Raw genomic sequence first — 11382 nt, forward strand, 5'->3', positions numbered from 1 at the left:
AAGATTCAGGAGAGTGCATGGAGTTCAGTGTAAAAAGCGGTAGTCCGGAAAAACAGCGCAGTGCATGCATTGTAGTTGGTGTTTTCGAACCGCGTCGTCTGTCACCGATTGCCGAGCAACTGGATAAGATCAGCGACGGCTATATCAGCGCCCTGCTGCGCCGCGGTGAACTGGAAGGCAAAGTGGGCCAGACGCTGCTGCTGCATCATGTGCCGAATATCCTGTCAGAGCGTATTCTGCTGATTGGCTGCGGTAAAGAGCGTGAGCTGGACGAGCGCCAGTACAAGCAGGTGATCCAAAAAACCATCAACACGCTGAATGACACCGGCTCGATGGAGGCCGTGTGCTTCCTGACCGAGCTGCACGTCAAAGGGCGTAATACCTACTGGAAAGTGCGTCAGGCCGTCGAAACCTCGAAAGAGGCGCTGTATAACTTCGACCAGTTGAAGAGCAACAAAGCGGAGCCACGTCGTCCCCTGCGTAAGCTGGTGTTTAACGTGCCGACGCGCCGTGAGCTTACCAGCGGTGAGCGCGCCATTCAGCACGGGCTGGCGGTGGCCGCCGGTGTGAAAGCGGCAAAAGATCTGGGCAACATGCCGCCTAACATTTGTAATCCTGCGTACCTGGCATCTCAGGCGCGCCAGCTGGCGGATGCCTACAGCAAAAACATCACGACCCGCGTGATTGGCGAGCAGCAGATGAAAGAGCTGGGCATGAACGCCTACCTCGCGGTGGGCGCGGGATCGCATAATGAATCCCTGATGTCGGTCATTGAGTACAAAGGCAACCCGGATACCGACGCGCGCCCGATTGTGCTGGTTGGCAAAGGGCTGACGTTTGACTCCGGCGGTATCTCCATCAAGCCTGCGGACAGCATGGATGAGATGAAGTACGACATGTGCGGCGCGGCCTCGGTTTATGGCGTGATGCGCATGGTCGCCGAACTGAATCTGCCGCTGAACGTGGTGGGCGTGCTGGTCGGCTGCGAGAACATGCCGGACGGCAAATCCATGCGTCCGGGCGACGTGCTGACCACCATGTCCGGTCAGACGGTTGAAGTGTTAAATACCGATGCTGAAGGCCGCCTGGTGCTGTGTGATGCGCTGACCTACGTGGAGCGGTTCGATCCGGAAGTGGTGATTGACGTTGCCACACTGACCGGCGCCTGCGTCATTGCCCTGGGTCATCACGTCAGCGGACTCTTGTCGAACCACAATCCGCTGGCGCACGAACTCATTGGTGCCTCGGAGCAGTCTGGCGACCGCGCCTGGCGTTTACCGATGGCCGATGAGTATCAGGAACAGCTGGAATCCAATTTCGCCGATATGGCGAACATTGGCGGCCGTCCGGGTGGGGCGATTACCGCCGCTTGCTTCCTGGCCCGTTTTGCGCGCAAATATAACTGGGCGCATCTGGACATCGCCGGTACCGCCTGGCGTTCAGGCAAGGCCAAAGGCGCCACCGGTCGTCCGGTGCCGATGCTGTCGCAGTTCCTGTTGAATCGTGCTGGCCTGAACGGCGACGATTGATCGTACGGACCACCGAACCCATCGGGGCGGAGCTTACTCCGCCCTTCTTTTCTTTAAACAGGCAATTCGATGAAAAACGCAACCTTCTACGTGTTGGAAACCGATGCATCCAGCGATGGCTTAAGCGCCGTTGAAGCGCTGGTGTGCGATCTGGCGGAAACACGCTGGCGGGCCGGTAAGCGGGTGCTCATCGCCTGTGAAGATGAGCAGCAAGCCATTCGGCTTGATGAGGCGCTGTGGCAGCGCCCCGCCAACGCCTTTGTGCCGCACAATCTCGCCGGGGAAGGTCCGCGCTACGGCGCACCGGTTGAGCTGGCATGGCCGCAGCGTCGGGGCAATTCGCCACGCGACCTGCTGATCAGCCTGCTGCCGCAGTTCGCAGATTTTGCTACTGCTTTCCATGAAGTGATAGACTTCGTTCCTTACGAAGACGCTCTCAAACAGCTGGCGCGCGATCGCTACAAAGCGTATCGCAGCGTTGGCTTCCAATTGAATACGGCAACGCCGCCACAGCCGCAAACGACATAGCAGAAATGGATAAGACATATAACCCGCAAGATATCGAGCAGCCGCTTTACGAGCATTGGGAAAAGCAGGGCTACTTCAAACCGAATGGCGACACCAGCCAGGAAAGCTTTTGCATCATGATCCCGCCGCCGAACGTCACCGGTAGCTTGCACATGGGTCACGCCTTCCAGCAAACCATCATGGACACCATGATCCGCTACCAGCGCATGCAGGGCAAAAATACCCTGTGGCAGGCCGGTACCGATCACGCAGGCATCGCCACCCAGATGGTGGTTGAGCGCAAGATCGCCGCAGAAGAAGGCAAAACCCGTCAGGATTACGGTCGCGATGCGTTCATCGACAAAATCTGGCAGTGGAAAGCTGAATCGGGCGGCACCATTACCCGCCAGATGCGCCGCCTGGGCAACTCGGTTGACTGGGAGCGCGAGCGTTTCACCATGGACGATGGCCTGTCTAATGCGGTGAAAGAAGTGTTTGTGCGCCTGTACAAAGAAAACCTGATCTACCGTGGCAAGCGCCTGGTGAACTGGGATCCGAAGCTGCGTACGGCAATCTCTGACCTGGAAGTGGAAAACCGCGAGAGCAAAGGCTCGATGTGGCACATCCGTTATCCGCTGGCCGATGGCGCGAAAACTGCCGACGGTAAAGATTATCTGGTCGTCGCGACCACCCGTCCGGAAACCCTGTTGGGTGATACCGGCGTGGCGGTAAACCCGGAAGATCCGCGTTACAAAGATCTGATCGGTAAATTTATCATGCTGCCGCTGGTTAACCGCCTGATTCCTGTGGTGGGCGATGAGCACGCCGACATGGAAAAAGGCACCGGCTGCGTGAAAATCACCCCGGCGCATGACTTTAACGACTACGAAGTGGGCCGTCGTCATAAGCTGCCGATGATCAACATCCTGACCTTCGACGGCGATATCCGTGAAAGCGCCCAGGTTTATGACACCAACGGCGAAGCCAGCACCGCTTACAGCGACGCGATTCCTGCTGCTTTCCAGAAGATGGAGCGTTTTGCCGCCCGTAAGGCCATCGTGGCTGCGGTAGACGCGCTGGGCCTGCTGGAAGAGATCAAACCGCATGATCTCACCGTGCCTTACGGCGACCGTGGCGGCGTGGTCATTGAGCCGATGCTGACCGATCAGTGGTACGTGCGTACGGCACCGCTGGCAAAAGTCGCGGTTGAAGCGGTTGAGAATGGCGATATTCAGTTTGTACCGAAGCAGTACGAGAACATGTACTTCTCCTGGATGCGTGATATTCAGGACTGGTGTATTTCCCGTCAGCTGTGGTGGGGCCACCGTATTCCGGCCTGGTATGACAACGACGGCAACGTTTATGTGGGTCGTACCGAAGACGAGGTTCGCGCCGAGAACAACCTGGCCGCCGATGTGGCGCTGCGCCAGGACGATGACGTGCTGGACACCTGGTTCTCATCAGGCCTGTGGACCTTCTCGACGCTGGGCTGGCCGGAAAATACCGAAGCCCTGCGCACCTTCCACCCCACCAGCGTGCTGGTGAGTGGCTTCGACATCATCTTCTTCTGGATTGCCCGCATGATCATGCTGACCATGCACTTCATCAAAGATGAAAACGGCAAGCCGCAGGTGCCGTTTAAAACCGTCTACATGACCGGTTTGATCCGCGACGAAGAAGGCCAGAAGATGTCGAAATCCAAGGGTAACGTGATTGACCCGCTGGATATGGTTGACGGCATTTCGCTGGAAGATCTGCTGGAAAAACGCACCGGCAACATGATGCAGCCGCAGTTGGCGGAAAAAATCCGCAAGCGTACCGAGAAGCAGTTTCCGAACGGCATTGAGCCATCAGGTACCGATGCCCTGCGCTTTACGCTGGCGGCGCTGGCCTCAACCGGCCGTGATATCAACTGGGACATGAAACGCCTGGAAGGTTATCGCAACTTCTGTAACAAGCTGTGGAACGCCAGCCGCTTTGTGCTGATGAACACCGAAGACCAGGACTGCGGTCAGAACGGCGGCGAGATGACGCTGTCGCTGGCGGATCGCTGGATTCTGACCGAGTTCAACCACACGGTAAAAGCCTACCGTGAGGCGCTGGACAGCTATCGTTTCGATATCGCTGCCAACATCCTGTATGACTTCACCTGGAACCAGTTCTGCGACTGGTACCTGGAGCTGACTAAGCCGGTGATGAACAGCGGCAGTGAATCCGAGCTGCGCGGCACGCGCCATACGCTGGTTCACATACTGGAAGCGCTGCTGCGCCTGGCGCACCCGATCATTCCGTTTATCACGGAAACCATCTGGCAGCGCGTGAAAGGCCTGAAAAACATCAGCGACGACACCATCATGCTGCAGCCGTTCCCGCAGTTTGATGCGGCGAAAGAAGATGCCGAAGCCAAAGCCGACATCGAGTGGATGAAGCAGGCGATCATCGCGGTCCGTAATATCCGTGCGGAGATGAACATCGCGCCCAGCAAGCTGCTGGATGTGCTGCTGCGTGACTGCTCTCCGGCGGCCCAGCGCCGCGTTGAGGCCAACCGTAACTTCCTGTCACGCCTGGCGCGACTGGAAAGCCTGACCATTCTGCCTGCGGGCGAGAAAGGCCCGGTGTCGGTGACCAAAATCGTGGAAGGCGCCGAGCTGCTGATCCCGATGGCGGATCTGGTGGATAAAACCGCCGAGCTGGAGCGCCTGGCCAAAGAGCTGCTGAAGCTGGATGTGGAAATCGAGAAGATCCAGACCAAGCTGGCTAACGAAGGCTTTGTGTCCCGTGCCCCGGAAGCGGTCGTTGCCAAAGAGCGCGAGCGCGTCGCCGAGATGGAACAGTCAAAAGCAAAACTGATTGAACAGCAGGCCGTCATCGCCGCGCTGTAATCGTACAGCTTCGTGTTTGCTACAGCCCACGCTTTGGCGTGGGCTTTTTTATGGCTTCACATTGACCTCATCGGGCAGGAGCGTTTTCAGTACCGCCGCCGTCGTCACCTTATCGCCCTTAATCAAGAGACAGTTCTGGCTCATGCCAACCAGGTCCGTTTTGGCTTTCTCATCAGCCTGCCACAGTAAGGCATTCCTTTTCAGCGCCCTTTGCCTGAGCGCCTTTAAGCGTGCCGGGCAGATCAGGTGGGTTTCGCCGTTGGTAAATGCCTCGATGCCTGTAATCAAACGTGCATCGCCCATCGCTTTACTGGGCCCCCAGACCGACGCGGGAAAGTAATAGGCCGGGAAGTCTTTCGAGGGCACGGAAAACACCTTTTCGTGCCAGGACGCCATGCCGACGATTTCAATCGCACGCTGATTAATCTGCACCAGCTGAACAGAAAACAGCGTAAACACGCCGATGACCAGACCAGGTGAAAACGCCAAAATGGGTTTGAAGCCATGATGCGCTTTTATTTTATTGGTCAAGAGTGAGAACAGCGCCGGCATAAAGAGCAGCAGATATAAACCGGTAATAATAAAATACTGCGGCAGGGTATTTTTCGCTGAGAAATAAATATCGCCCTGCAGTAAAAACAACAGCGGTAGAAAAGAGACCAGGGATACAAACACGGCGTAAATAACGTAACGAAGATTGATGACAACCACGTTCAAGCTTATTTCCGCCAGACAAAATTTTCTTTTAAGGCGGGTGCTTAAGTCGTTATTCGCCGACCGCATGCGCTTCAGCCTGGCAAGCAACTGGCGGTGATGTTGCTGCCGAAGCCGATTAACTCGGTGATTAACCAAACTGTGTACGCCTGTGGCCACGGCACCTGCCGCGGATAATATCAGCCAGGCATCTGAACTTTCTCCAAAATAGATCGCTGTAAAGGCTGTAAGAAAGGCGCTAAAGGCGGTTATTGCGCAGCAGCCTTCGTTATAGCGCCGCGTCGGGCGAGCTTTTTTGCCCTTTTGCAAGGCGGATAATGAACAGAGCCCGGAGGGAATAAGTAACGTGACCGAAAATACGCTGAAAAACAGTATCGAGGTGATAAGGACAGCAATAACGCCAGCCACATTATTTATTATCAGCGGAAAAACATCCGGCCTGCCAATCCATTGAAAATATGCCCAGACGTTGATAAAGCCGACAATAATAAAGAAAGGGAAAAGGTCTTTAATGGTTTTAAAACTGAAACGGGAAAACACGTTATACGCCTCCATGCACGGTGAACAATATTGCTTTTACCCGACGATAATGCTATTTCTGACGCATGTCTAACCTGATTCCGTCACGCTGCCCCGTTATGATCCCTGATACTCAGCCGCAACCCTTGCTGCGTCCTATCGTCGCCGACGACAATCCTCATATCGCCCGGGTGATCCGCGACGTTTCTGCGGAATTTGGCCTGACGGCGGACAAAGGCTATACCGTGGCCGATCCCAATCTGGACCAGCTTTATGAACTTTACAGCGCCGGGCACAGCGCCTACTGGATTGTGGAACATCAGGGAAAAGTGATGGGCGGCGGCGGCATTGCCCCCCTAGCCTGCAGCGCGCCGGATATCTGTGAGCTGCAAAAGATGTATTTCCTGCCGGGCATCCGTGGCCTCGGCGTGGCGCGTGAACTGGCGCTGCTTGCCATGGAACACGCACGCCAGCGCGGCTTTCGTCGCTGCTATCTGGAAACCACCGGCAGCTTAACCCGCGCCATTAAGCTCTATGAATCGCTGGGTTTTGCCCGCATCGACCATGCGCTGGGCTGTACCGGACATGGTGACTGCGAGTTCAGGATGCTGAAAACGCTGTAATGCGCTTAAAACGCCGGAACACCGCTGTGAAAGCGCAGCTCCGTGTCCGGTTCACTGATTAGCCTGGCCTCCGCTTCCCCAATCGCCCGCACGCGCGCCGAAATGTCTTTCGGTGAGATCTGCGCGGCCAGCGCCAGGTAATCCTGGTAATGCCGGGCTTCTGAACGCAGTAGCGAGATATAAAACTTCTCTAATTCGCTATCCAGATAAGGCGCCAGGCTGGCAAAGCGTTCGCAGGAACGCGCCTCAATATAGGCACCGCAAATCAGCTTATCCACCAGCGTATCGGGTTCGTGGGTGGTCACTTCACGCAGCAGGCCTTTGGCGTAACGGCTTGAGGTGATTTTCTGATAGACCAGCCCGCGCGCCTGCATAATTTCCCACACCTGATAAAAGTGATGCAGCTCTTCTTTGATCAGCAGCACCATTTTCTCAACCAGATCGTCCGCCCAGGGAAGCTCGTTACGCACAATAATGGCTTTGGTCAGATTTTTATGGGCGTTGATAAAATCGCTGTCGCCGTCCTCGCGGAAGATAAAATTCTCGTAAGGCTTCAGCCACGCCAGAATCCGGTCACCGCTGGGTTTGTCGGCAACGTATTTGCGGATCAGCCACACGGCGGTCTGGGCCGCTTTCAGTTCGCATACCAGATGGTCGGTGAGCAGCAGGGTCAGGTTTTCCGGTTTACGCGCCTCAAGGATCCAGGCCTGAGGCGTGCGGCAGAGCAAAAATTGATGTATCGGTTCAAGTAAAGGTGCGTAATTCATGGATGTCAGACAGGGCCGGAGAACAGGAAAGGCGGAGCAGGCTCCGCCGGTGTTGATTAGTGGCGAATGCCGTTGTCGTCTTCGTCGATAGCCTCGCCGTCGTCTTCGTCGTCATCCTGGGCGTTCGGGTCTTCGAAGTAGGTACCCCAGCCGTCATAGTCGACGTTGTATTTAGCTACCAGGTTCACCAGCTGCTCCACCTGGGCATCAATCAGCTCCGCTTTCAGCGCGCCTTCACTGAGGATGTCCACACACATCACGGTAGTGCCGTCTTCCAGCTCCAGCTCTTCTGGCTCGGTGACTTCATAGCCCAGTTTAAAGGCGTCCACCGCCGCTTTTTCCAGCGAGTCGAAGTTGTTACAGGAGAGATGGTGCTCAATGGTATAGAGCGCATCGGGATCGCTGCCATCCTCTAACAGTTCTTCGATGATCAGCCGCGTCTCTTCACGCTGCTCTTCCAACAATGCTTCAAATGCCATGGCGATATCCTCTCTGAGTTCGGCAATAAGTGATTATTTTCCCATACTGCCTGTCGCGCCACTATACAAAACAGAAAAGATTATTCTCGTCAGGGTTGAAAATGCATATTCATACGGTTAAATTGAATTTTAATTCATTATAAACCCCATACCGGAGTGCTGTATGAGTCAGTTGTATCAACGTCATTTCCTCAGGCTGCTGGATTTTACCCCGGCTGAGATTGACTACTTGCTTACCCTGTCCGCCGAATTAAAACGCGCAAAAAAAACCGCCAGTGAAACCCAGTACCTGAAAGGCAAAAACATCGCGCTCATCTTCGAAAAAGACTCGACCCGTACCCGATGCTCTTTCGAAGTTGCCGCTTACGATCAGGGGGCAAACGTCACTTACCTCGGCCCAAGCGGCAGCCAGATCGGCCATAAAGAGTCGATGAAAGACACCGCGCGCGTGTTAGGCCGCATGTATGACGGTATTCAGTATCGGGGTTACGGTCAGGCACTGGTCGAAACCCTGGCGGAACATGCTGGCGTGCCGGTGTGGAACGGCCTGACCACCGAGTTCCACCCAACGCAGCTGCTGGCCGATCTGCTGACCATGCAGGAGCATCTGCCAGGCAAGCCGCTCAGTGAGATGACCCTGGTGTACGTGGGCGATGCTCGCAACAATATGGGTAACAGCATGCTGGAAGCGGCGGCACAGGTTGGCTTAGATCTGCGTATGGTCGCACCGCAAAGCTGCTGGCCGGAAGCCGACCTGGTGGCCCAGTGCCGTCAGGTTGCCGAACAGACCGGCGGCAAAATCACCCTGACGGCAGATATTGCCGAGGGTGTGAAAGGCGCCGATTTCATCTATACCGACGTCTGGGTTTCCATGGGTGAAGCCAAAGCAGTGTGGGAAGAACGTATTGCCCTGCTGCGCGACTATCAGGTCAATCACGCGATGCTCGCGCTGACCGGCAATCCGCAGGTGAAATTCCTGCACTGCTTACCGGCCTTCCATGACGATCAGACCACGCTGGGCCGTCAGATGGCGGAACAGTACGGCCTGCAGGATGGCATGGAGGTCAGCAATGACGTCTTTGAGTCGGCGCACAGCATCGTATTCGATCAGGCGGAAAACCGGATGCACACCATTAAAGCGGTGATGGTGGCCACGCTGGGACAGCGCTAATCGGGCTGCCGCAAACGTTTACCTGTGGCGCGATTTTTCCTTGATGCGCATGCCTGATGGCGTATAATGCGCCACAATTTGCCGGAGGAAACATGCAACAGCATCGTGCACAATGTGACGCGCTACCTCGCCTCAACGCAGGCGGCACCGCTGTTTCTTTCCGTCATCGAACCGATCTTAAAAAAGCCCCTTTCTAAGGGGCTTTTTTTTGTCCGCAATCCGGCCGCGCCGCAGAGGAGAGAGCTATGGCTAACCCGCTATATCGCAAGCACATCATTTCAATTAACGATCTCAGCCGCGACGAGCTGGAGCTGGTCCTGCACACCGCTGCGCAGCTTAAAGCACATCCCCAGCCGGAACTGCTGAAACATAATGTGATCGCCAGTTGCTTCTTTGAGGCCTCGACCCGCACCCGGCTGTCGTTTGAAACCGCCATCCATCGCCTGGGCGCCTCTGCGGTGGGCTTCGCCGATGGCAGCAATACGTCACTGGGTAAAAAAGGGGAAACCCTGGCCGATACCATTTCGGTTATCAGCACCTACGTGGATGCCATCGTGATGCGTCATCCGCAGGAGGGCGCCGCGCGGCTGGCCACTGAGTTTTCCAACGGCATCCCGATTCTGAATGCCGGAGACGGCGCAAATCAGCACCCAACGCAAACGCTGCTGGACCTGTTCACCATTCGTGAAACCCAGGGGCGCCTCAGCAACCTGAACGTGGCGATGGTGGGTGACCTGAAATATGGGCGCACCGTGCACTCTCTGACCCAGGCGCTGGCGAAGTTTGACGGCAACCGCTTCTTCTTTATCGCCCCGGATGCGCTGGCGATGCCGGCATATATTACCGATATGCTGGACGAGCAGAATATCACCTGGTCACGTCACGACAGCTTTGAAGAGGTGATGCCGGATCTGGATATTCTCTACATGACCCGGGTGCAAAAAGAGCGACTTGACCCTTCAGAATATGCCAACGTCAAAGCGCAGTTTATTTTACGCGCCGCAGACCTGAACGGTGCGCGCGACAACATGAAGGTGCTGCACCCGCTGCCGCGCATCGATGAAATCACCACCGACGTGGACAGCACGCCGTACGCCTGGTACTTCCAGCAGGCCGGTAACGGCATCTACGCACGCCAGGCTTTACTGGCACTGGTTTTAAACAGCGACACCGCCCTGTAAGGAGTGACAGTATGAGCCAGGATAACAAACTGCAGGTCGAAGCCATCAAAAACGGCACGGTTATCGATCATATCCCTGCGCAGGTAGGCTTTAAGCTCCTGTCGCTGTTTCGCCTGACCGAAACCGACCAGCGCATCACCATCGGCCTGAATCTGCCGTCGGGGGAAATGGGCCGCAAAGATTTGATTAAGATCGAGAACACCTATCTCACGGAAGATCAGATCAATCAGCTGGCGTTTTATGCGCCGCACGCTACCGTCAACCGCATTGATGACTATGAAGTGGTGGCCAAGATCGCCCCTGCGCTACCGGATCGCATCGATCGGGTGCTGACCTGCCCGAACAGCAACTGCATCAGCCGCAGCGAACCGGTGTTCTCCAGCTTCGCCGTGAAGCACCGCGCCGATGAGGTACACCTCAAGTGTAAATACTGTGAGAAAGAGTTCGCCCGTCATGTGGTATTGGGTCACTTTTAATCGGCCCTGCCGCGCTTATAATGAACCGCGTTTTATGGCGGGCAGCGCCTTTGCTGCCCCGGCCTTACTCTAAGGAGAAATGATGTCTCGTGAAATCAGTACGGAAAAAGCCCCAGCGGCTATCGGCCCCTACGTGCAGGGCGTTGATCTCGGCAGCATGATCATCACCTCGGGTCAGATTCCGGTGAACCCGGCCACGGGCGACGTTGCTGAAGACGTATCGGCACAGGCGCGCCAGTCGCTGGAAAACGTGAAGGCGATCGTCGAAGCGGCGGGCCTGAAGGTTGCCGATATCGTGAAAACCACGGTATTCGTGAAAGATTTGAATGACTTTGCGACCGTAAACGCCACCTACGAAGCCTTCTTTACCGAGCACAATGCGCCCTTCCCGGCGCGCTCCTGCGTGGAAGTGGCCCGTCTGCCCAAAGATGTGAAGATTGAGATTGAAGCGATCGCGCTGCGTCGCTGATAAAAAAGCGTGCGCACTGCGTGCGCACGCGGCTTTCAGTCTGGCGTAACTGACCGCCGACCTTT

The 11382-nt window shown here is 56.0% G+C and carries 11 protein-coding genes; 8 read left to right on the forward strand and 3 right to left on the reverse strand.

Annotated features, from left to right (window positions below):
* Positions 1–17 precede the first annotated feature (17 nt).
* From pepA to ACPXSQ_RS16065, 3 genes are all read left to right on the forward strand, one after another.
* The gene (gene pepA / locus ACPXSQ_RS16055) at positions 18–1529 is read left to right on the forward strand and encodes a leucyl aminopeptidase (protein WP_013024392.1); all 1512 of its coding nucleotides are present in this window, start codon (positions 18–20) and stop codon (positions 1527–1529) included.
* 69 nt (positions 1530–1598) lie between these two features.
* Positions 1599–2057 carry a DNA polymerase III subunit chi gene (locus tag ACPXSQ_RS16060; protein WP_013024391.1) on the forward strand — a complete coding sequence of 153 codons (459 nt, stop codon included), beginning with the start codon at positions 1599–1601 and terminating at the stop codon, positions 2055–2057.
* Positions 2058–2062: 5 nt separating this feature from the next.
* Entirely contained in the window at positions 2063–4918 is a 2856-nt protein-coding gene (locus ACPXSQ_RS16065) for a valine--tRNA ligase (RefSeq protein WP_210531445.1), read from the forward strand.
* Between the two features lie 48 nt (positions 4919–4966).
* Here ACPXSQ_RS16065 and ACPXSQ_RS16070 read toward each other — a convergent pair whose 3' ends face one another.
* A complete protein-coding gene (locus ACPXSQ_RS16070; RefSeq protein WP_227022885.1) occupies positions 4967–5635 on the reverse strand; it encodes a hypothetical protein in 669 nt (222 codons plus the stop codon).
* A 602-nt stretch (positions 5636–6237) separates the two neighbouring features.
* On the opposite strand from ACPXSQ_RS16070, the gene ACPXSQ_RS16075 reads away from it, so the two are divergent.
* On the forward strand, positions 6238–6774 hold the full coding sequence (locus ACPXSQ_RS16075) for a GNAT family N-acetyltransferase (RefSeq protein ID WP_024472190.1): 537 nt from the start codon (positions 6238–6240) through the stop codon (positions 6772–6774).
* A 5-nt stretch (positions 6775–6779) separates the two neighbouring features.
* Here ACPXSQ_RS16075 and miaE read toward each other — a convergent pair whose 3' ends face one another.
* Positions 6780–7541, reverse strand: a complete 762-nt coding sequence (gene miaE / locus ACPXSQ_RS16080) for a tRNA isopentenyl-2-thiomethyl-A-37 hydroxylase MiaE (protein WP_015701078.1) — start codon at positions 7539–7541, stop codon at positions 6780–6782.
* A 56-nt stretch (positions 7542–7597) separates the two neighbouring features.
* Positions 7598–8020 carry a ribonuclease E inhibitor RraB gene (gene rraB, locus ACPXSQ_RS16085; protein WP_013024385.1) on the reverse strand — a complete coding sequence of 141 codons (423 nt, stop codon included), beginning with the start codon at positions 8018–8020 and terminating at the stop codon, positions 7598–7600.
* A gap of 163 nt (positions 8021–8183) precedes the next feature.
* On the opposite strand from rraB, the gene argF reads away from it, so the two are divergent.
* The 4 genes from argF (at position 8184) to ridA (ending at position 11317) form a co-directional block, all read left to right on the forward strand.
* Positions 8184–9191, forward strand: a complete 1008-nt coding sequence (gene argF, locus ACPXSQ_RS16090; protein WP_013024384.1) for an ornithine carbamoyltransferase — start codon at positions 8184–8186, stop codon at positions 9189–9191.
* A 245-nt stretch (positions 9192–9436) separates the two neighbouring features.
* Positions 9437–10372, forward strand: coding sequence for an aspartate carbamoyltransferase (gene pyrB / locus ACPXSQ_RS16095; RefSeq protein ID WP_013024383.1), 936 nt, complete (start codon positions 9437–9439; stop codon positions 10370–10372).
* 11 nt (positions 10373–10383) lie between these two features.
* Entirely contained in the window at positions 10384–10848 is a 465-nt protein-coding gene (gene pyrI / locus ACPXSQ_RS16100) for an aspartate carbamoyltransferase regulatory subunit (protein ID WP_013024382.1), read from the forward strand.
* Between the two features lie 82 nt (positions 10849–10930).
* Positions 10931–11317: a 2-iminobutanoate/2-iminopropanoate deaminase gene (gene ridA / locus ACPXSQ_RS16105; RefSeq protein ID WP_014606727.1), complete on the forward strand. Its 387-nt coding sequence runs from the start codon at positions 10931–10933 to the stop codon at positions 11315–11317.
* Positions 11318–11382 lie beyond the last annotated feature (65 nt).

The organism is Pantoea sp. EEL5 (assembly GCF_049892805.1).
GTDB classification, from domain to species: domain Bacteria; phylum Pseudomonadota; class Gammaproteobacteria; order Enterobacterales; family Enterobacteriaceae; genus Pantoea; species Pantoea ananatis.

Excerpts from the sequence above, each read along its gene's own strand:
- pepA (WP_013024392.1), top strand. The coding sequence starts at position 18 with ATGGAGTTCAGTGTAAAAAGCGGTAGTCCGGAAAAACAGCGCAGTGCA.
- ACPXSQ_RS16060 (WP_013024391.1), top strand. The coding sequence starts at position 1,599 with ATGAAAAACGCAACCTTCTACGTGTTGGAAACCGATGCATCCAGCGAT.
- ACPXSQ_RS16065 (WP_210531445.1), top strand. The coding sequence starts at position 2,063 with ATGGATAAGACATATAACCCGCAAGATATCGAGCAGCCGCTTTACGAG.
- ACPXSQ_RS16075 (WP_024472190.1), top strand. The coding sequence starts at position 6,238 with ATGTCTAACCTGATTCCGTCACGCTGCCCCGTTATGATCCCTGATACT.
- miaE (WP_015701078.1), bottom strand. The coding sequence starts at position 7,541 with ATGAATTACGCACCTTTACTTGAACCGATACATCAATTTTTGCTCTGC.
- rraB (WP_013024385.1), bottom strand. The coding sequence starts at position 8,020 with ATGGCATTTGAAGCATTGTTGGAAGAGCAGCGTGAAGAGACGCGGCTG.
- argF (WP_013024384.1), top strand. The coding sequence starts at position 8,184 with ATGAGTCAGTTGTATCAACGTCATTTCCTCAGGCTGCTGGATTTTACC.
- pyrB (WP_013024383.1), top strand. The coding sequence starts at position 9,437 with ATGGCTAACCCGCTATATCGCAAGCACATCATTTCAATTAACGATCTC.
- pyrI (WP_013024382.1), top strand. The coding sequence starts at position 10,384 with ATGAGCCAGGATAACAAACTGCAGGTCGAAGCCATCAAAAACGGCACG.
- ridA (WP_014606727.1), top strand. The coding sequence starts at position 10,931 with ATGTCTCGTGAAATCAGTACGGAAAAAGCCCCAGCGGCTATCGGCCCC.